Annotated in this window: 17 protein-coding genes; 8 read left to right on the top strand and 9 right to left on the bottom strand. The window is 73.4% G+C overall.

The window, feature by feature from the left end; translation table 11 throughout:
- Window positions 1–26 precede the first annotated feature (26 nt).
- Window positions 27–1,016 (top strand): dTDP-glucose 4,6-dehydratase, encoded by a 990-nt coding sequence (rfbB, locus tag ACWPXV_RS07625; protein WP_454084677.1) that lies wholly within the window; start codon window positions 27–29, stop codon window positions 1,014–1,016.
- 137 nt (window positions 1,017–1,153) lie between these two features.
- Window positions 1,154–2,023, top strand: coding sequence for an Fpg/Nei family DNA glycosylase (locus ACWPXV_RS07620; protein WP_454084676.1), 870 nt, complete (start codon window positions 1,154–1,156; stop codon window positions 2,021–2,023).
- Window positions 2,024–2,151: 128 nt separating this feature from the next.
- Here ACWPXV_RS07620 and ACWPXV_RS07615 read toward each other — a convergent pair whose 3' ends face one another.
- Genes ACWPXV_RS07615 through ACWPXV_RS07605 form a run of 3 tightly spaced genes read right to left on the bottom strand, consistent with a single transcriptional unit; the run spans window position 2,152 to window position 4,849 of the window.
- Window positions 2,152–3,156, bottom strand: a complete 1,005-nt coding sequence (locus tag ACWPXV_RS07615; RefSeq protein ID WP_454084675.1) for a Gfo/Idh/MocA family protein — start codon at window positions 3,154–3,156, stop codon at window positions 2,152–2,154.
- The gene (locus ACWPXV_RS07610) at window positions 3,156–4,259 is read right to left on the bottom strand and encodes a DegT/DnrJ/EryC1/StrS family aminotransferase (protein ID WP_454084674.1); all 1,104 of its coding nucleotides are present in this window, start codon (window positions 4,257–4,259) and stop codon (window positions 3,156–3,158) included. Before ACWPXV_RS07610 ends, ACWPXV_RS07615 begins: the two co-directional genes overlap by 1 nt.
- Window positions 4,256–4,849, bottom strand: a complete 594-nt coding sequence (locus ACWPXV_RS07605; protein WP_454084673.1) for an acyltransferase — start codon at window positions 4,847–4,849, stop codon at window positions 4,256–4,258. Before ACWPXV_RS07605 ends, ACWPXV_RS07610 begins: the two co-directional genes overlap by 4 nt.
- Window positions 4,850–4,974: 125 nt before the next feature.
- On the opposite strand from ACWPXV_RS07605, the gene ACWPXV_RS07600 reads away from it, so the two are divergent.
- The 4 genes from ACWPXV_RS07600 to ACWPXV_RS07585 all read left to right on the top strand — a co-directional run bounded on the left by ACWPXV_RS07600 (window position 4,975) and on the right by ACWPXV_RS07585 (window position 8,720).
- Window positions 4,975–5,655, top strand: coding sequence for a glycosyltransferase family 2 protein (locus ACWPXV_RS07600; RefSeq protein WP_454084672.1), 681 nt, complete (start codon window positions 4,975–4,977; stop codon window positions 5,653–5,655).
- Between the two features lie 10 nt (window positions 5,656–5,665).
- The gene (locus tag ACWPXV_RS07595; protein ID WP_454084671.1) at window positions 5,666–6,106 is read left to right on the top strand and encodes a DUF2304 family protein; all 441 of its coding nucleotides are present in this window, start codon (window positions 5,666–5,668) and stop codon (window positions 6,104–6,106) included.
- Between the two features lie 21 nt (window positions 6,107–6,127).
- On the top strand, window positions 6,128–7,327 hold the full coding sequence (locus tag ACWPXV_RS07590; RefSeq protein ID WP_454084670.1) for an LCP family protein: 1,200 nt from the start codon (window positions 6,128–6,130) through the stop codon (window positions 7,325–7,327).
- Between the two features lie 226 nt (window positions 7,328–7,553).
- On the top strand, window positions 7,554–8,720 hold the full coding sequence (locus tag ACWPXV_RS07585; RefSeq protein WP_454084669.1) for an LCP family glycopolymer transferase: 1,167 nt from the start codon (window positions 7,554–7,556) through the stop codon (window positions 8,718–8,720).
- Between the two features lie 9 nt (window positions 8,721–8,729).
- Here ACWPXV_RS07585 and ACWPXV_RS07580 read toward each other — a convergent pair whose 3' ends face one another.
- Entirely contained in the window at window positions 8,730–9,140 is a 411-nt protein-coding gene (locus tag ACWPXV_RS07580; RefSeq protein ID WP_454084668.1) for a CoA-binding protein, read from the bottom strand.
- Between the two features lie 222 nt (window positions 9,141–9,362).
- Between ACWPXV_RS07580 and ACWPXV_RS07575 the strand changes: the two genes are divergently transcribed.
- Complete coding sequence (locus tag ACWPXV_RS07575) at window positions 9,363–13,469, top strand: phosphodiester glycosidase family protein (protein WP_454084667.1); 4,107 nt, start codon at window positions 9,363–9,365, stop codon at window positions 13,467–13,469.
- A gap of 67 nt (window positions 13,470–13,536) precedes the next feature.
- Here ACWPXV_RS07575 and galE read toward each other — a convergent pair whose 3' ends face one another.
- The 3 genes from galE to ACWPXV_RS07560 are packed head-to-tail and all read right to left on the bottom strand — an operon-like array spanning window position 13,537 to window position 16,295.
- The gene (gene galE, locus ACWPXV_RS07570) at window positions 13,537–14,550 is read right to left on the bottom strand and encodes a UDP-glucose 4-epimerase GalE (RefSeq protein WP_454084666.1); all 1,014 of its coding nucleotides are present in this window, start codon (window positions 14,548–14,550) and stop codon (window positions 13,537–13,539) included.
- A 55-nt stretch (window positions 14,551–14,605) separates the two neighbouring features.
- Complete coding sequence (gene purE / locus ACWPXV_RS07565) at window positions 14,606–15,127, bottom strand: 5-(carboxyamino)imidazole ribonucleotide mutase (protein ID WP_454084665.1); 522 nt, start codon at window positions 15,125–15,127, stop codon at window positions 14,606–14,608.
- A gap of 16 nt (window positions 15,128–15,143) precedes the next feature.
- Window positions 15,144–16,295 (bottom strand): 5-(carboxyamino)imidazole ribonucleotide synthase, encoded by a 1,152-nt coding sequence (locus ACWPXV_RS07560; protein ID WP_454084692.1) that lies wholly within the window; start codon window positions 16,293–16,295, stop codon window positions 15,144–15,146.
- Window positions 16,296–16,337: 42 nt separating this feature from the next.
- On the opposite strand from ACWPXV_RS07560, the gene ACWPXV_RS07555 reads away from it, so the two are divergent.
- Window positions 16,338–16,853, top strand: coding sequence for a GtrA family protein (locus ACWPXV_RS07555; RefSeq protein ID WP_454084664.1), 516 nt, complete (start codon window positions 16,338–16,340; stop codon window positions 16,851–16,853).
- Between the two features lie 269 nt (window positions 16,854–17,122).
- Here the strand turns inward: ACWPXV_RS07555 and ACWPXV_RS07550 are convergent, their stop codons facing one another.
- Together ACWPXV_RS07550 and ACWPXV_RS07545 are read right to left on the bottom strand one after the other, a co-directional pair.
- On the bottom strand, window positions 17,123–18,424 hold the full coding sequence (locus ACWPXV_RS07550; protein WP_454084663.1) for an ATP-binding protein: 1,302 nt from the start codon (window positions 18,422–18,424) through the stop codon (window positions 17,123–17,125).
- Window positions 18,425–18,451: 27 nt separating this feature from the next.
- On the bottom strand, window positions 18,452–19,138 hold the full coding sequence (locus ACWPXV_RS07545) for a response regulator transcription factor (RefSeq protein WP_454084662.1): 687 nt from the start codon (window positions 19,136–19,138) through the stop codon (window positions 18,452–18,454).
- Window positions 19,139–19,173: the final 35 nt, after the last annotated feature.

Below are 19,173 nucleotides of genomic sequence, written 5' to 3'. Positions count from 1 at the left end.
CGACCGACCGACCAAGGAGTAGTCCCGTGCGCGTGCTCGTGACCGGTGGTGCCGGGTTCATCGGTGCCAACTTCGTCCGCCAGACCCTGACCGAGCGTCCCGACGTCCAGGTCACCGTCCTCGACAAGCTCACCTACGCCGGCAGCCGCGAGTCCCTGGCCGGGCTGGACGTCGAGCTCGCCGAGGGCGACGTCGCCGACCGCGACGTCGTCGACCCGCTCGTGGCGCAGGCCGACGTCGTCGTCCACTTCGCGGCCGAGTCCCACAACGACAACTCGCTGGGCGACCCGTGGCCCTTCGTCCACACGAACATCGTGGGGACCTTCACCGTGCTCGAGGCGGTGCGCCGCCACGGCACCCGCCTGCACCACATCTCCACCGACGAGGTGTACGGGGACCTCGAGCTCGACGACCCGGCCAAGTTCACCGCGACCACCCCCTACAACCCCTCCTCGCCGTACTCCTCGACCAAGGCCGGCTCGGACATGCTCGTGCGCGCCTGGGTCCGCTCCTTCGGGGTGGCCGCGACCCTGTCGAACTGCTCGAACAACTACGGGCCCTACCAGCACATCGAGAAGTTCATCCCCCGCCAGATCACCAACGTCCTGGACGGGCGGCGCCCCAAGCTCTACGGCGCGGGCCTCAACGTCCGCGACTGGATCCACGTCGCCGACCACAACGCCGCCGTGTGGGACATCATCGACCGCGGCCAGGTGGGACGCACGTACCTCATCGGCGCCGACGGGGAGATGAACAACAAGGACGTCGTCGAGCTCGTCCTGGAGCTCCTGGGCAAGGACCCCGGCGACTACGACCACGTCGCCGACCGCCCCGGCCACGACCTGCGCTACGCCATCGACTCCCGCCCCCTGCGCGAGGAGCTCGGCTGGAAGCCCCGCTTCCACGACTTCCGCGCCGGCCTGGCCGACACCATCGAGTGGTACCGCACCAACGAGGCCTGGTGGCGCCCCCAGAAGGACGCCGTCGAGGCCAAGTACGCCCAGACCGGCCAGTAGCCGCCCCCGGCGCCCTCCCGCCGGCTCCCCTGCCCGCCGGTCCCCCTCTCCGCCGACAGCTGAGTTGTTACCGGGAGTCGGCTGTCGGCGGCTGCTCAGGACTGTTGCGCCGCACCGCCCTCTGCCAGACTTTTCCGGTGCCCGAGCTTCCGGAGGTGCAGGCCCTGGTGCAGGTGCTCGCCACCCGCGCCACGGGCCGGACGGTGCGCGCCTTCCACGTCACCTCATTCCCCGCCCTCAAGACCTACGACCCGCCGCCGACGGCGCTCGTCGGGGCCGCCGTCACCGGCGCCTCCCGGCACGGGAAGTGGCTCGACCTCACGACGACGACGCCCGACGGCGACCTCCACCTCGTCTTCCACCTCGCCCGGGCAGGCTGGGTGCGCTGGCACGAGACGACGCCCGCCGGGATGCCACGGGCGGGGAAGTCCGGGCTCGCGGCGCGCATCGTCCTCGACGAGAGCGCCTTCGACCTCACCGAGGCGGGCACGAAGAAGAGCCTGGCCATCCACATCGTCCGCGATCCCGCCGAGGTCGAGCGGATCGCCACGCTCGGGGTCGAGCCGCTCTCCGCGGCCTTCACCCGCGAGCGTCTCGACGAGCTGCTCGACGGGAAGAACCAGCAGGTCAAAGGCCTCCTGCGGGACCAGGGGGCGATCGCCGGCATCGGCAACGCCTACTCCGACGAGATCCTCCACGCCGCCCGGCTCAGCCCCTTCGCGCTGACGCGCACCCTCGACGCCGACGCCCGCGACCACCTGTACGGCAGCATCGGCGGAGTGCTCGAGGCCGCGATCGCCGCGGCGGTGGGCCGGGAGGCGGCCGAGCTCAAGGACGTCAAACGCTCGGGGATGGCCGTGCACGGGCGCACGGGCCAGCCCTGCCCCCGGTGCGGGGATCCCGTGGCGGAGGTGTCCTTCGCCGACTCCTCGCTCCAGTACTGCCCCACCTGCCAGACCGGCGGCAAGCTCCTCGCCGACCGACGCATGTCCAAGCTCCTCCGCTGAGCGCGCCCCCCTCACGCGCCGAGCGCTGACTTGTTACCGGCGCCGCCAATGCCACGCGCCCCAGCAACGAGGAACAACTCAGCGCTCGGCGCGGGGCTTTCGGGGCCAGCTGGGGTCAGGGCTCGCCGTCAGAGGGGGACGGTGGTGCCTTCGGCGGCGGCCTGGAGGATGGCTTCGATGACGGTGAGGGTGTGGACGCCCTGGTCCATGGTGACGATGTCGGCGCCGTTGCCCAGGACGGCGTCGCGGAAGTTCTCCTGCTCCACGGCCAGGGGCTCGCGCTTGGGCAGGGCGTAGCGCACGACGTCGCCCTCGGTGACGCCGCGGAAGTGGGCCACCCGGTCCCAGGTCGTGGGGACGGTGCCGTTGGCGTAGAAGATGAGGTCCCCACTCATCGTGTCCGCGACAAAGGCCCCGCGCTCACCGGTGACGACGGTGGTGCGTTCCTTCATCGGCGAGAGCCAGTTGACGACGTGGTTGACGATGACCCCGGACTCCAGCACCCCGGTGGCCACGACCATGTCCTCGTGCTCACGGCCCGAGCGGTGGGTCACCTGCGCCGACACCTGCCGGTAGGTGGAGCCGGCGATGAAGGCGGTGAGGTCGACGTCGTGGGTCGCCAGGTCCTTGACCACGCCCACGTCGGAGATCCGCGCCGGGAACGGGCCCTGCCGCCGGGTCTGGATCTGGTACACCTGTCCCAGCTCGCCGGCCGCCAGGCGGCGGCGCAGCTCCATGATCGCCGGGTTGCACCGCTCCACGTAGCCCACCGCCCCGACCAGGCCGGCCTCGCTGAACGCGGTCGCGACTCGGCGGCCGGCCTCCACAGTGTGCGCGATGGGCTTCTCGATCATCGTGTGGACCTCGGCCGCGGCCAGCGTCAGGCCCACCTGCTCGTGGTACACCGTCGGCACCGCGACCATGGCCGCGTCGATGCCCGCGGCGATGAGCGCCTCGACGTCGGGCAGCACCTCCAGCTCACCGGCCACCCCGTAGGTGTCACCGGCCGGGTCGGCCACCGCCACCAGCTCCACACCCTGCGTCGCCCGGATCACCCGGGCGTGGTGGCGACCCATCGACCCCAGCCCGATCAGGCCCACCCGCACCGGCCCACGCCCCGCCGTCGTCGTCATCACGCGCCCGCCCCGGCGACGGCGTTGACGCCCGCCACCACCCGCTCCAGGTCCCCCTGGGACAGGGAGGGGTGCACCGGCAGGGAGATCACCTCACCGGCCGCCCGCTCGGTCTGGGACATGTCCACCGCCGGCACGTACCGCTCCAGGGACGCGAGCCGGTGGGAGGGGGTGGGGTAGTACACGCCCGTCCCGACCCCGTGCTCCTCACGCAGCGTGGTGACCATCCGGTCCCGCTCGCCCGCCTCCACCCGGATCGTGTACTGGTGGTAGACGTGCACCGCACCCTCACGGACCGGCGGAGTCACCACACTGGACAGGTGCGCGTCGAAGAACGCCGCGTTCGCCTGCCGCTGCGCCGTCCAGCCACCCAGCTTGCCCAGCTGCACCCGCCCGATCGCCGCGTGGATGTCGGTCATCCGCACGTTCAGACCCACGACCTCGTTCGCGTACTGCCGCTCCATGCCCTGGTTGCGCAGCAGCCGCACCTGCCGCGCGACCTCCTCGTCCGCGCAGGCCACCATGCCACCCTCACCGGAGGTCATGTTCTTCGTCGGGTACAGCGAGAACATCGCGAACCGGCCCCACGTGCCCACCAGACGACCGTCCAGGCTCGCCCCGTGCGCCTGCGCGGCATCCTCGAAGATTTCCAGCCCGTGCTCCGCGGCCACCGCACCGATGCCGTCCATGTCCGCCGGGTGCCCGTACAGGTGAACCGGCATCACCGCCCGCGTCCGCTCCGTCACCGCCGCCGCCACCGAGTCCGCCGACAGGCAGAACGTGTCCGGGTCGATGTCCGCGAACACCGGCGTCGCACCGGTCAGCGCCACCGAGTTCGCCGTCGCCGCGAACGTGAACGACGGCACGATCACCTCGTCCCCAGGCCCGATCCCGCACGCGAGCAGACCCACGTGCAGCCCCGCCGTCCCCGAGCTCACCGCCTGGCACCGCTGCCCGCCCACCAGCGCGGCCGAGAACTCCTCCTCGAAGGCTGCGACCTGCGGCCCCTGGGCCACCATGCCCGAGCGCAGCACGGCATCGACAGCAGCCCGCTCCTCGTCCCCGATGAGGGGCTTGGCAGCAGGGATGAGGGGCTGGTTCATGCGGTGACCTCGCGAAGCTCGTCGTCGTGGATCTCGTAGCGCCGGCCGGTGGCCGGGCAGCGCAGCTGGTCGCCGTCGGGCTGGAGCCGCTGGCCGGCGTGGCCGACCCAGCCGATCTGCCGGGCGGGCACCCCGGCCACGAGGGCGTGGGGCGGGACGTCGCGGGTGACGACGGCGCCGGCCGCGACCGTGGCCCAGGCCCCGATCGTCAGCGGGGCGACGCACACAGCGCGGGCGCCGATGGCGGCGCCGGTCCCGATGGTGACGCCCACGGGCTGCCAGTCCTCGGCGGACTTGAGGGAGCCGTCGGCGTTGATGGCGCGCGGGTGGGTGTCGTTGGTGAGGACGGCCGCCGGACCGATGAACACGCCGTCGGCGAGCTCGGCGGGCTCGTACACGAGCGCGTAGTTCTGCACCTTGCAGTTGCGCCCCATGCGGACGCCGGTGCCGATGTAGGCACCGCGGCCGACGACGCAGCCCTCGCCGATCACGGCGCCCTCGCGCACCTGGGCGAGGTGCCAGACGCTCGCGCCGTCGCCGATCTGGGCGTCCGGCGCGACGTCGGCGGTGTCGGTGATCCGTGCGGTCATGCGTCCCTTCCCGGCTGCCGTGGCGCAGCGCTGGGCCCAGGCTAACGGAGCGGGGCGACGGTGGGCCGGGACCCGCTGGCGCAGGTCCGGCGGTCGGCTCGCCGGCGGCTGCGACAATGGGCGCCATGAGCACGACGCCGGTGACCGACGCGTGGCTCGTCGTCCCGCTGTACCAGGAGGCCGCCGTCGTCGGCGACGTCGTGAGACAGGCGCGAGCGACCTTCCCCCACGTCGTCTGCGTCGACGACGGCAGCCCCGACGAGTCGGCCGAGCGGGCGCGGGAGGCGGGCGCCGTCGTCGTGTGCCACCCGGTCAACCTCGGCCAGGGTGCGGCGCTGCAGACCGGTATCGACTTCGTCCTCTCCCGCACCGACGCCCGCTACCTCGTCACCTTCGACGCCGACGGCCAGCACCAGGTGGCCGACGCCGCGGAGATGGTGCGCCGCGCGCGGGAGGAGGACCTCGCCGTCGTCTTCGGCTCGCGGTTCCTCGACGGCCGCACGCGCCCGGGGCTGCTCAAGCGCATCGTCCTCAAGCTCGCGGTGTGGGTGACGAACCGGAGCACCGGCCTGCGGCTGACCGACGCGCACAACGGGCTGCGGGTCATCCGCCGCGACGCCGCCGAGCGGGTGGAGCTGCGGCAGGACCGGATGGCGCACGCGACGGAGATCGTGGCCCAGCTCGGACGCACCGGGCTACCGTGGGCCGAGCACCCCGTGCACCTGCTCTACACCGACTACTCCCGCGCCAAGGGGCAGTCGCTGCTCAACTCGGTGAACATCCTCGTCGACCTCGTCTTCCGCTGACCGGAGCCCCATGTCCGACCAGATCGTCATCCAGGTCATCCTGCTCGTCGGCGTCGGCGTCGTCGCGGCACTGCTCACGCGGACGACGGCGAACGCCCGGCACCAGGCGATCCGGCGGATCCTGCTCGTCGGTTTCGTCGCCGTGGCCGCGGCGTCCGTCGTCTTCCCCGACTGGCTCACCTGGCTGGCCAGGCGCGTGGGGGTCGGGCGCGGCGCCGACCTGCTCCTCTACGCGCTCGTCATCGCCTTCCTCTCCTTCATCGCCACGAGCTACCGGCGCCTGGGAGAGCTCGAGCGCCGGATCACCGTCCTCACCCGCGAGCTGGCCCTCACCCGGTCCCGGCTGGAGGCCGCCGAGGCGGAGCCGCAGGCCCCGCACGAGCCGTGCGGAGAGGCTCCTGCACAAACCCTCCACGATCGCCCCACCGCGTTGCCGCCAGCGGGCGGCTGACCAGCCGTAAGATCGACACTTGTGTCTGTCCGTACCCCGCGCCACGCCGCCTCCCAACGCCGCCCCTCCCGCTGGGCGCGCGGCGCCGGCCTCGCTGCGCTGAGCCTCGTCCTCTTCGGGACGAGCACCTTCGCGATCGCGTACAACGACATCCAGACGAACATCGACCGTCACGACATCGACGACCTCCTCGGTGACCGGCCCACGCAGGCCGGCCAGGAGGAGCCCGCGCCGCTGGACCCCGCGTCCGGAGAGGCGATCAACGTCGTCGTCCTCGGCTCGGACACGCGGGCCGGTGAGGTCAACGACGAGTACGGCACGACGCCGGAGGCCGGGCAGCGCTCGGACACGACGATGATCGTCCACATCTCCGCCGAGCGGGACCGGGTGGAGGTCGTCTCCATCCCCCGCGACACGCTCGTCACGATCCCCTCGTGCGGCATGGGCGACGGCACATGGACCGAGCCGAGCTACGAGACGATGTTCAACCGGGCCTTCGCCATGGGCGCCGACGGCGGCGGCCTCGGCACCGCCGCGGCCTGCACCATCCGCACCATCGAGGAGCTGTCCGGCGTCCTCATCGACGACTTCGTCATCGTCGACTTCGCGGGCTTCATCAACGTCATCGACGCGCTCGGCGGGGTGCCCATGTGCATCCCCGAGCCGATCAGCGACCCCAAGGCGAAGCTCGAGCTCGAGGCGGGCGAGCAGGTCCTCGACGGCCGCGACGCCCTCGGCTTCGCCCGCGCCCGCTACTCCTTGGGCAACGGCTCGGACATCGACCGGATCGGCCGTCAGCAGGAGCTCGTCGCCGCCATCGCCCGCGAGGCGCTGTCGAAGAACCTCCTCACCGACCTGCCCAAGCTCTACCGCTTCCTCGACGCGGCCACCTCCACGCTCACCACGGGGACCGAGCTCGGCTCCATCCCCACGATGGCGGGCCTGGCCTACTCCCTGCGCGGCATCGACCTCGAGAACATCGTCTTCGAGACGATGCCCCACCTGCCGGCCGGCAACCGCGTCGTCCCCGCAGCCGAGTCCGAGGAGCTGTGGGAGGCCCTGCGCGACGACGAGCCCATCCAGGGCGCGCTCAACGCCGCCGGCGAGGAGCCCACCGAGGAGCCGTCGGACGACGGGACCGGCGACACCGAGGAGCCCACCACCGAGGAGCCGCCGGTGACGGCGGAGCCCGAGGCCACCGAGACGCCGATCTGCCCCTGAGCGCCTCCCACACGCACGGCCGCGGCAGCACTACATTGGCCCAGCACGGACAGGCGGGAGTGAGATGAGTCAGGACGGACCTCGGGCGCGCGGACGCCGGCCACGGCCGGAAGAGCCTGCTATGCCCCCGAGCTTCGCGCCCGGAGGCTCAGCCCCCCGACCCGCCGCCCGAGGCGCCCGGCCGGTCGGCCCTCCGCCCAGCAGCACGGCCGACGCCCCCCGCGCGATGCCGACCTCCCGCCCCGCCGGGCCCGAGCGCCGGTCCGTGCGCGGCCAGGCCGACCCCACGTCGCCGCCGCAGCGACCGGCCCAGGCACCCCGCACTGCCGAGGCCCAGCGCGGTGCGTCCCCGCAGCGGCCCGCCGCCTACGCCCCGCGCACGGCCACGCCGCCGGAGGCCGCCACGCCCACGCGCCTGGCGGAGCCGCAGCGCCAGCCCGGCGCCACCCCCGCCCCGCGCAAGCGCCGCCGCCGCGGCCGCTGGGTGGCCGCCGTCGTCGTCGTCCTGCTCGTGCTGGTCCTCGCCTGGCCGGTGGGGCTGCTGTGGTGGGCCAACGGGCGCATCTCCCACGTCTCCGCGCTGTCGGGAGCGGCGAACACCCCCGGCACCACCTACCTGCTCGCGGGCTCGGACTCGCGGGCCGACGGCGCCGCGGACGACGCGACCGAGGGGCAGCGCTCGGACACGATCATGGTGCTCCACAAGCCCGAGTCCGGGCCGGCCGCGCTCGTCTCTCTGCCACGTGACACCTACACCGAGATCCCCGGGTACGGCGCCGCCAAGCTCAACGCCGCCTACTCCTACGGCGGCCCGGAGCTGCTCGTCGAGACGGTCGAGAGCCTGACCGGCCTCACCGTCGACCACTACGTCGAGATCGGCATGGCCGGCGTGCGCGACGTCGTCGACGCCGTCGGCGGGGTGGAGCTGTGCCTCGACTACGACGTCAACGACTGGCGCAGCGACCTCGTGTGGGAGGCCGGCTGCCACCCGGCCGACGGCGAGACCGCGCTCGCCTTCGCGCGGATGCGCTACTCCGACCCCGAGGGCGACATCGGACGCACCGATCGGCAACGCCAGCTCGTCTCCTCGATCATCTCCGAGGTCGCGACGCCGAGCACCGTCCTCGACCCGCGCGGGCACGTCGGGCTCATCGACTCCGCGCTCGGCGCCATCGTCGTCGACGACGACACCGGCATCATCGACCTCGGCCGGATGGCGCTCGCCTTCCGGTCCGCGACGGGGGCGGACGGTCTCATCGGCCCGCCGCCGATCGCCGATCTCAACTACCAGCCCGGCGGCGTCGGCTCCACGGTCCTCCTCGACCCGAACCTCGCCCCGGACTTCTTCGAGCGCCTCGCAGACGGCGAGCTCACCGGGGCCGACTTCGAGTAGCCGCCCCCGTCAGGCGAGGCGGGGGTACTCGATCGCCGGGCAGGTGTCCATGACGACGTCGAGCCCGGCGGCGCTGGCGCGCGCGGCGGCTGCCTCGTCGACGACGCCGAGCTGCAGCCACACCGCCCTGGCCCCGGCCTCGATCGCCTCGTCCACCACCCCGCCGGCGAGGGAGGAGTTGACGAAGACGTCGACGACGTCGATCTCGCCGGGCACGTCGGCGAGCCGCGCGTAGCCCTGCGCCCCGTGGACCGACTCGGCGCGCGGGTGGACCGGCACGATCTCCATGCCGAGGTCCTGGACGTAGGCCGCCACGCCGTAGGCGGTGCGGGCCCGGTTGCCGGACAGGCCGACGACCGCCCACCGGCCCGGGGTCCGGAGGAGTCGCTCGATGACGGCAGGGTCGTTGCGGTGGCTCATGCCCGGGCAACGCCCCGGCCGCCGCCCGCATTCCGGGGCCGGGCGGTCATCCGCGGTTCACCGGCGGTTCATGGCCGGTCCGTAGCGTCCCCGCCACGGGTCAGCGGCGTGGAAACTTCTTTCTGCAAACCGTTGCCCGCGTCAAGCGTTGCCCAATATGGTGAGGGCCGTCACGCCGGGGGGCGCGCTGCCGCCGGCCGTCATCGCAGACCAGGAGGAAGCGTGTCACCACTCACGTCCGTCCCCCGGAGGCTCGCAGCCTCCGCGACCGCAGCAGTGCTGCTGGCCGGGGGCGTCATCACCGCGGCACCCGCCGCCGCGCAGACCGCACCGGAACCCGTCGTCGTCGCCGGCATGCGGCTCGACGACGGCGGCGCCGCGATCGTCACCGACGTCGAGCACACCGTCGTCGCGCCCGGGCTCGACCACGTCCGCTTCGAGCGTCTCGACGGCGCCGGCTGGCTGCAGGTCAACGTCCTCAAGGCCGAGCTCGGCGACTCGATCCGCGCCGACCACATCGCCCCGCCCACCCTCACCGAGGGTGGCACGGTCACGGACATGGCCGAGCGCGCCGGTGCGGTCGCGGCCGTCAACGGCGACTTCTTCGACATCAACAACTCCTGGGCGCCGGCCGGCTTCGCGGTCGACGCCGAGGAGGGCATCCTCAAGTCGGCCAACCCCGGCCGCGGCCAGTCGGTCGCCTTCGACGAGGACGGCCTGGGCCGGGTGACGCGCCTCCTGCTCGAGGGCACCGTCGAGCTGCCGGGCACGAGCCTCCCGCTCGCCGGCGTCAACCTCTTCGCCGCCCCCGCGGGCGGCGTCACCGTCTACACCAGCCAGTGGGGTGACTACACGCGCGCCCGCACCCTCGCGGCCGGCGAGACGGGCGTCGAGGTGCTCCTCGACGCCGAGGGCCGGGTCACCGCCGTCGGCGAGCCCGGCGAGGGGCAACTGCCCGACGGCGTCCAGGCCGTCGTCGCCCGTCCCGGCGCCGCGGCCGACGCCCTCGCGGCGCTCGAGGCCGGCGACGAGGTCACCGTGAGCTACGCCCTGGACCAGGACGACGTCCGCGTCGCCGTCGGAGGCCAGCCCGAGGGCGAGCCGCCGGTCCTGGCCGACGGCGTCGTCGGGAGTGCCGGCGGGGAGTACAGCACGACCCGCCACCCCCGCACCGCCGTCGGCTTCAGCGAGGACGGCGCCACCGCCTACCTCGCCGTCGTCGACGGGCGGCAGGCCACCTCCCGGGGCCTGTCCCTCAGCGAGCTCGGCCAGCTCATGCTCGACCTCGGCGCCCACGATGCGCTCAACCTCGACGGCGGCGGCTCCTCCCAGATGAACACCCGCGAGCCGGGCAGCCAGGGCACCAGCGTCCGCAACAGCCCCTCGGACGGCTACGAGCGCGACGACGCCAACGGCCTGGGCCTCTTCCTCGCCACCCCCGGGTCCGGCGAGCTCACCGGCTACCGCCTCGAGACCCTCACCGCCGACGACGACGCCACCCGCCTCTTCCCCGGCCTGCACCGCACCCTCACGGCCTTCGGCCACGACGAGACCCTCTCCCCCGTCGACGGCGCCCCGCAGGCGTGGAGCGCCGGCTCCGGTGCCGCCACCGTGAGCGACGGCGTCGTCCGCGGCGAGGAGCCCGGCCACGCGACGATCACCGCCGCCACCGGCGAGGCCACCGGGGAGCTCGACGTCGAGGTGCTCGGACCGCTCGTCCGGCTCAGCGCCTCGGAGACCGTGGTCAACCTCGAGACCGAGGGCTCCACCGCCGAGCTCACCCTCACCGGCCACGACGCCGAGGGCTTCACCGCGCCCGTCGAGGCGCAGGACGTCACCGTGACCAACCCCGCGCCGGAGACCTTCGACGTCGAGCCGACCGGGACGAGGACCTTCCTCGTCACCGCCACCGGCGCGGAGGGCTCCACCGCCCTCACCTTCGCCGTCGGCGAGGCCGAGGTGGAGGTCGTCGTCGCCGTCCCGCTCGAGCTGCGGGTCATCGACGACCTCACCGAGGCGGAGGCGTGGACCTCCGCGCACGACCGCGCCCCCGGTGGCACCGTGACCGCCGGCGAGGGCCACGACGGCGGCAGCGGCCTGCGGATGACCTACGACTTCACCCAGTCGACCGGCACGCGCGGCCAGTACGCCGTGGCGCCCGGCGGCGCGATCGAGATCCCCGGCCGCCCGCAGAAGCTGTCCCTGTGGGTGAACGGTGACGGCAACGGCTCCCTCCTGCGGCTGCAGGTGCGCCAGGCCAACGGCGTCGTCGGCTGGATCGACGGCCCGGGCGGCTCCCAGTCCCTCCACGTCACGTGGGAGGGCTGGCAGCGCGTCGACTTCGTCGTCCCACCGTCCTTCGAGACACCGCTCACCCTCGAGCGGATCCGCCTCCTCGAGACGGTCGCCGCCAAGCAGTACACCGGCGAGGTCGGCTTCTCCGACATCTACGCCTACCTCCCGCCCGAGGGCGTCCCCGCGCCGACGACGCAGCGCGTCACCGACCCGCTCGTCGTGCCCACGGGCGCGACGGACGACGACGACCTGCGTGTCGCCGTCATGTCGGACGCGCAGTTTGTCGCGGCCAACCCGGACAGCGGCGCGGTCGAGGGGGCGCGCGACGCCTTCCGCGAGATCGTCGCCGAGGACCCGGACCTGCTCGTCATCAACGGTGACCTCGTCGACGAGGCGGCGCCCGAGGACTTCGACCTCGCCCGGGCGATCCTCGAGGAGGAGCTCGGCGACGCCGACTTCCCCTGGACCTACGTGCCCGGCAACCACGAGGTCATGGGCGCCTCCATCGACAACTTCGTCGCCGAGTTCGGCGAGACGTCGGGCGTCCGCGACCTCGAGGGCACACGCGTCATCACGCTGAGCTCGGCCACCGGGCGGCTGGCGGCCGACTTCGAGCAGGTGCGGATGCTCCGCGAGCAGCTCGACGACGCCGCCAGCGACGACGCCATCACCGGCGTCCTCGTCGTCAGCCACCACCCCACGAACGACCCGCTGCCGACGAAGAACAGCCAGCTCACCGACCGCCACGAGGCGGAGATGATCGACCGGTGGCTCGCGGACTGGCGGGCGGACACCGGCAAGTCGGTCGCGCACGTCGGGGCGCACGTCGGCGTCTTCGACGTCTCCCGTGTGGACGGCGTCCCGTACGTCATCAACGGCAACGCGGGCAAGGGCCCGTCCTCGACGCCTGCGAACGGCGGCTTCACCGGGTGGACGATGCTCGGCGTCGACCCCGACGCCGGCCACTGGCAGGACAGCGAGAACCCGTGGCTGTCCGTCGAGGTGCAGACCCGCGTGGACGAGCTCACGCTCACCGCGCCGTCCACCCCGCTGGCGGCGGGTGAGTCCCTCACCCTCGACGCGCAGGTCACCCAGGACGACACCCGCACCTTCGGGCTCACCTGGCCGATGAGCTGGGCGTGGAGCGGCTCCGACGGCGTGCACGTCGGTGCCGCCGCGGACGCCCCCGAGGACGCCGTCGCCGCCCTCGACCCGCGGACCGGTGAGCTCACCGGCCTGCGCACCGGCACCGTCGAGGTCACCCTCGCCGTCAACGACGTGACGTGGACGGTCCCGGTCGAGGTCGTCGGCGACGACGGCGAGGAGCCGGTCGAGCCGGTACCCGGGCCGCGCTCCGCGGAGTTCCACCTGTCGAACTCGTGGCGCGGCTCCACCGACGTGCACTTCATGTACGGCCGCTGGGCCGACGAGGTCCTCATCGGTGACTGGGACGGAAACGACAAGGACACGATCGCGGTCCGCCGCGGCAACGTGTTCCACGTGTCCAACGCCCAGCGCGGCGGGGACGCCGACGCCGTCATCACCTACGGCCGCCCCGGCGACACGATCCTCGTCGGCGACTGGGACGGGAACGGCACCGACACCTTCGCGGTCCGCCGTGACAACGAGTACCACGTGAAGAACTCCCTGCGCGGCGGCCAGGCCGACGTCACCTTCCACTACGGCCGGGAGAACGACGCGGTCATGGTCGGTGACTGGGACGGCGACGGGCGCGACACGCTCGCGGTGCGTCGCGGGGCCGACTACCACGTGAAGAACTCGGTCACCGCGGGCGACGCGGACCGCGTCATCCGCTACGGCCGCGCGGGCGACGTCACCCTCGCGGGCGACTGGGACGGGGACGGCACCGACACCTTCGCCGTCCAGCGCGGGCGGACCTACCACGTGAAGAACTCGCTGCGCGGCGGCGACGCCGACCACGAGGTGACCTTCGGACGTGCGGGCGACGAGGTTTACGTGGGCGACTGGGACGGCAACGGCACCGACACCATCGGCGTCCGCCGCCCGGCCTAGGAGGCCCTGCACCCCCGCCCAGCAGCGCCGACAGCCGGATTCCTCGGGAGGAATCCGGCTGTCGGCGTCAGGGTGGGGGCGGGGTGGGGGTCGGGGTGGGTGGCGGGTCAGCTGATGCGGCGGGGCCGGCCTGCCAGGCCTCCCAGGCGCTGGCGATGATGTCGGCCAGCCCGTGCTCCGCCTGCCACCCGAGGACCGCACCGATCCGGTCGGCGGAGGCGACGAGCCGCGGCGGGTCGCCCGCCCGGCGCTCGGCGACGTCGGCCGTGACGTCGAGCCCGGAGACCCGGCCGATCGCGGCGATGACCTCGGCCACCGATGCCCCCTGGCCGGTGCCGACGTTGAAGACCCGCTCCTCCCCCTGCCCGAGCTGATCGAGGGCGGCGAGGTGCGCGTGGGCGAGGTCGAGGACGTGGATGTAGTCGCGCACGCAGGTGCCGTCCGGCGTCGGGTAGTCGTCACCGAAGATCGTCGGCCGCTGCCCACGCGCAAGACGGTCCAGCACCATGGGGACGAGGTTGAGGACGGCGGGGTCCCCGAGGTCGGCCCACCCGGCACCCGCGACGTTGAAGTACCGCAGGCTGGCCGAGCGCAGCCCCCAGGCTCGCTCGGCGTCGGCGATGAGCCACTCCCCCACGAGCTTCGTCTCGCCGTAGGGGTTGATCGGCTGCGGGGTCGTGCCCTCGGTGACGACCTCGACGTCCGGCATGCCGTAGACGGCCGCGGAGGAGGAGAAGATGAGCCGGTCCGCCCCGACGGCCTCCATCGCGGCGAGGACGTTGGCCAGGCCGGTGACGTTCTGCTGGTAGTACCAGGCCGGGCGCTGGACCGACTCGCCCACCTGCTTGCGGGCGGCGAAGTGGATGACGCCGTCGACCTCGCGCTCGCGCATGACGAGCTCGAGGCGCTGCTGGGCGTCGCCGGCGGCGACGTCGAGCTCGACGAGCGTCGCCTCGCCGATGCGGTCCTCCCGCCCGGTCGACAGGTCGTCGACGACGACGACGTCCTCACCCCGCTCCAGCAGGAGCCGGACGACGTGCGCGCCGATGTACCCGGCTCCGCCGGTGACCATGATGCTCATGGGTCCAGGCTACCGGAGCGGGCGCCCGGAGTCCACCAAATCCGAACAGGCTCGATCAGGCGGAGAAGCCCGGCGTGTGGTTGCGGCTGGAGCGCAAGCGCGCGCCCTTGTCCTGCGCCTGCTGGCGCAGGTTCTCCTGGAAGTCGACCATTCGCGCCCGGAGCCGGAGGTCGGCGTCCGTCGTCCCCGCGGCGAGGATCCGCGCGGCGAGCAGGCCGGCGTTGCGCGCCCCGCCGATCGAGACGGTCGCGACGGGAACCCCGGCCGGCATCTGGACGATCGACAGCAGGGAGTCCATGCCGTCCAGGTGGCGCAGCGGCACGGGCACGCCGATCACCGGCAGCGGGGTGACGGCCGCGAGCATGCCGGGCAGGTGGGCGGCGCCGCCCGCCCCGGCGATGACGACGCGCAGGCCGCGCTCTGCGGCCTCACGGCCGTAGGCGAGCATCGCGTCGGGCATCCGGTGGGCCGAGACGACGTCGACCTCGAACGTCACGCCCAGCTCCTCCAGCGCGTCACCGGCGGCCTCCATGACGGGCCAGTCCGAGTCCGACCCCATGACGATCCCGACGTCCATCCCGATCTCCCTCTCGCTAGCCCGCGTGCTCGTCCTCGCCGCGCAGCAGCGCGACCGCGGTACGTGCCTCGGCCCGGACGGACTCGAGGTCCTCACCGTAGACGGTGACGTGGCCGAGCTTGCGCCCGGGCCGCACCTCCTTGCCGTACAGCTCCACCCGCGCGCCCGGGCAGCGGGCGAGCACCTCGCCCAGCGCGGCGCCCGGGTCGGGCAGGGCGCTGCCGAGGAGGTTGACCATGACGCTGACCGGCGCGCGCAGGTCGGTCGGGCCCAGCGGCAGGTCGAGCACCGCGCGCAGGTGCTGCTCGAACTGGCTCGTCACGGCGCCGTCGATGGTCCAGTGGCCGGAGTTGTGCGGGCGCATCGCCAGCTCGTTGACGGCGATCCGGGTGCCGCCGTCGTCGTCGGGGTACTCGAACATCTCGACGGCGAGCACCCCCGTGACGCCGAGCCCCTCGGCGATCCGGGTGGCGACGTCGACGGCGGAGGCCGCGAGAGCGGGGTCGAGCCCCGGTGCGGGGGCGAGCACCTCCGCGCACACGCCGTCGCGCTGGATCGTCTCGACGACGGGCCACGCGCGCATCTCGCCGCTCGGGCGGCGCGCGACGAGGACGGCGAGCTCGCGGGTGAAGGGGACGCGCTCCTCGGCGAGGAGGGCGTCCTCACCGGTGAGGGCGTCGAGCCAGTCCCCGGCGTCGTCGGCGGTGGCGACGACGCGCACGCCCTTGCCGTCGTACCCGCCACGGGCGGTCTTGACGACGACCGGCCAGCCGGTGGCGTCGCCGAAGGCGGTGAGCTCCTCGCGGGTGCGGACCGCGGCCCAGCGCGGGCACGGGATGCCGAGCTCGGTGAGGGCGGTGCGCATGACGATCTTGTCCTGGGCGTGACGCAGGGCGTGCGCGCCGGGACGGACGGCGACGCCCTCCGCCTCGAGCTGCCGCAGCAGCTCGCCGGGCACGTGCTCGTGCTCGAAGGTGAGCACGCGGGCGCCGGGGAGGATGCCGCGCACGGCGGCCTCGTCGTCGGCGCGACCGACCGGGGCGTCCGGAACCACCTGACCTGTCGAGCCGTCCGCGGCCTCGACCAGGACGCGCAGGTGCACGTCGAGCCCGATCGCTGCCTGCTGCATCATGCGGGCCAGCTGCCCGCCTCCCACGACTGCCACCACTGCTGCCACGGTTGGTGAGCCTACTGCCGGTACGCTGACAAGGTGACCTCGTCCCACACCGCGGCGGAGCTGCCCACCGGCAGCCGGGAGGACCGCGAGGCGGTCGGTGCCCGGGTGGTGGCGGGTACCCGGTGGCTGCGCTGGCGGCAGCGGGCGATCGAGATGCTCAAGTTCGGCGCCGTCGGCGGGGTGGCCTTCGTCGTCGACGTCGGGCTGATGAACCTCCTGCGCTTCGGTCCCGGTGAGGTGCTGGGCGACAAGCCGCTGACGGCGAAGGTGCTGTCGGTCGTCGTCGCGACGCTCGTGTCGTGGCTGGGCAACCGGTACTGGGCCTTCGCCACCTCGCGGCGGGAGGAGCGCGGGCGCGAGCTCGTGTGGTTCCTCCTCGTCAACGCGGGCGGGATGCTCCTCGCCGTCGGGACGCTGGGCGTCTCGCACTACGTCCTGGGCTTCACGTCACCGCTGGCGGACAACATCGCGGCGAACGGCGTCGGCCTCGTGCTCGGGACCCTGTTCCGGTACTTCTGCTACCGCCACGTCGTCTTCACCGCCCGCTGACCCACCCCCACCCTCGCCGAGCGCTGAGTTGTTACCCGGCCCGCACCCCACCCCCACCCTCGCCGAGCGCTGAGTTGTTACTCGGCCTGCTGCGGGCACGGCGACGGGCGGCGGGCGCGCACTGGCCGGGCGGGAACAGCTCAGCCCCGGCGTGACGGGCGCCCGGAACAACTCAGCTGTCAGCGATAGGGAGGCCGGGACCGGAGCGGGGAGAATCCGGCTATCGGCGCGGAAGGGGGCGGCGACGGGGAGGGCGGGTCGGAGCCTGACTACCAGCGGCGGCGGCGGCGGCCCATGCTCACGAGGGAGCCCTGCGGGAGGACGACGGCGGGGTCGAAGGTCTTCGGCACGGCCGAGAGGAAGATCGCGAAGACCGGCGGGCGCCGCTGCGCCAGCTCCAGCCGTCCGCCGTCGGCGGCGACGAGGTCACGGGCCAGGGCGAGGCCGCGGCCGGTGCCCTTCCCCGCGGTGACGTAGCGCTCGAAAATGTCGGGGGCGAGGTCGTCGGACACACCGGGTCCCTCGTCGCCCACCTCGATGACCACGCCGTGCTCGGAGGCCGAGAACCGCGCGCTGACCGTCGTCCGCCCCTCGCCGTACTTGAGGGAGTTCTCCAGCAGCGTCGACAGGACCTGGGCGAGCGCGCCGGGTGTCGCGAGGACCGCGAGGTCGGTGGTGTCGGGGAGCACGAGCTCCCGGCCGGCCGCGGCGAAGGTGGGCGCCCACTCCTCGGCCTGCTGGGCGAAGACGTCCTCGAGGCGCAGCGCCTCGGTCGTGCCGCCGCCCGCCTGCCGGGAGTTGCGGAGGAGGTCGTCGACGACGCCGGTGAGGCGCTCGACGAGCTCGAGGCTGATGCGGGCCTCCTCGGCGACGTCCTCGTCCGAGGCGATCGCCTGGATCTCCTCCAGCCGCATCGACAGCGCCGTCAGGGGCGTGCGCAGCTGGTGGGAGGCGTCGGCGGCGAACTGCCGCTCGGCCGCGAGCCGCCCGGCGAGGCGGTCGCCGGTGCGCGTGAGCTCGGCGGCGACGAGGTCGATCTCCTCGATGCCGGACTTCCGCAGGTGCGGACGGACCTGGCCGGAGCCGATCTGCTCGGCGCTGGCGGCGAGGTAGATGAGGGGCGCCGCGAGCTTGCGGGCCTGCCGCCGGGCGACGAGGACGCTGACGCCGAGCGCGACCATCGCCGCGACGACGACGAGGGCGACGACGCGCACGACCATCCACTGCACCTCGGCGGCGCGGACCTCCATCCGGACGGTCGCGCCGCTGGGGGTGGTCTCGAGGGAGCGGATGACCCGGCCCTCGATGGGCGGGCCGGCGACGAAGTGCCGACCGAGGGCGTCCTGGACGACGATCCGCGCCTCGAGGTTGCTGTCACCCCCCACCCACGGGGAGAGCATCGCGTCGTCGAGCTCCTCGCCGTTGGAGACGCGACGCTCGACGGAGCGCGCCAGCGACGACGCCCGGAGGTCGAGCGTGGCGCGCTCGGAGTCCCAGATCATGAGCCCGCCGAAGACGGCGAGCGGCACCCCGAGGAGCAGGACCGCGACGGTGACCGCCACGAGCGTCATCGTCACTGCACGACGACGCACGCTGCCTCAGCCCTCGCCGGAGGTCTCGAAGCGGAAGCCCATCCCGCGCACCGTGGTGATGTAGCGGGGGTCGTTCGCGTCGTCGCCGAGCTTGCGGCGCAGCCAGGACACGTGCATGTCCAGGGTCTTGGTCGAGCCGGTCGGGTCCGAGCCCCACACCTCGCGCATGAGCGCGTCGCGGGCGACGACGGAACCGGCCTCGCGCACGAGCACGCGCAGGAGCTCGAACTCCTTGGCGGTCAGCTGCAGCTCACGGTTGCCCTGGAAGGCGCGGTGGGCGGCGACGTCGACGCGCACGTCCTGGGCGTCGAGCTCGTCCTCGTCGGTGAGCTCGCCCCCGGCGCGGCGCAGCAACGCCCGCACCCGGGCGAGCAGCTCGGCCAGCCGGAAGGGCTTGGTCACGTAGTCGTCGGCACCGGCGTCCAGGCCGACGACGAGGTCCACCTCGTCCGCGCGTGCGGTGAGCACGAGGATCGGGGTGGTCATCCCCTGGCTGCGCACCCACCGCGCGACGTCCAGGCCGTCCATGTCGGGCAGACCGAGATCCAGCACAATGAGGTCCATGCCGGAGGAGTTGTCGATCGCCCCCTGACCCGTGCTGAAGGCCCGCACGTCATAGCCCTCACGCGTGAGTGCGCGGGCCAGCGGCTCGGCGATCGCCGGATCGTCCTCGACAAGAAGTACGTTGGTCACGCCGCCATCGTAAAGGGTTCTCCGCGGCGGCGGGC

The sequence above is a fragment of the Georgenia sp. Marseille-Q6866 genome (assembly GCF_965111665.1).
Note: the sequence above shows the minus strand (reverse complement) of the source record. Positions and strands in the feature narration are given on the sequence as shown.

Bases quoted from the DNA above. Each gene is read 5' to 3' on its own strand.
- ACWPXV_RS07615 (WP_454084675.1), bottom strand. From the start codon at position 3,156: ATGACGACGACGGCGGGGCGTGGGCCGGTGCGGGTGGGCCTGATCGGG.
- ACWPXV_RS07610 (WP_454084674.1), bottom strand. From the start codon at position 4,259: ATGAACCAGCCCCTCATCCCTGCTGCCAAGCCCCTCATCGGGGACGAG.
- ACWPXV_RS07605 (WP_454084673.1), bottom strand. From the start codon at position 4,849: ATGACCGCACGGATCACCGACACCGCCGACGTCGCGCCGGACGCCCAG.
- ACWPXV_RS07600 (WP_454084672.1), top strand. From the start codon at position 4,975: ATGAGCACGACGCCGGTGACCGACGCGTGGCTCGTCGTCCCGCTGTAC.
- ACWPXV_RS07595 (WP_454084671.1), top strand. From the start codon at position 5,666: ATGTCCGACCAGATCGTCATCCAGGTCATCCTGCTCGTCGGCGTCGGC.
- ACWPXV_RS07585 (WP_454084669.1), top strand. From the start codon at position 7,554: ATGCCGACCTCCCGCCCCGCCGGGCCCGAGCGCCGGTCCGTGCGCGGC.
- ACWPXV_RS07580 (WP_454084668.1), bottom strand. From the start codon at position 9,140: ATGAGCCACCGCAACGACCCTGCCGTCATCGAGCGACTCCTCCGGACC.
- galE (WP_454084666.1), bottom strand. From the start codon at position 14,550: ATGAGCATCATGGTCACCGGCGGAGCCGGGTACATCGGCGCGCACGTC.
- purE (WP_454084665.1), bottom strand. From the start codon at position 15,127: ATGGACGTCGGGATCGTCATGGGGTCGGACTCGGACTGGCCCGTCATG.
- ACWPXV_RS07550 (WP_454084663.1), bottom strand. From the start codon at position 18,424: ATGACGCTCGTGGCGGTCACCGTCGCGGTCCTGCTCCTCGGGGTGCCG.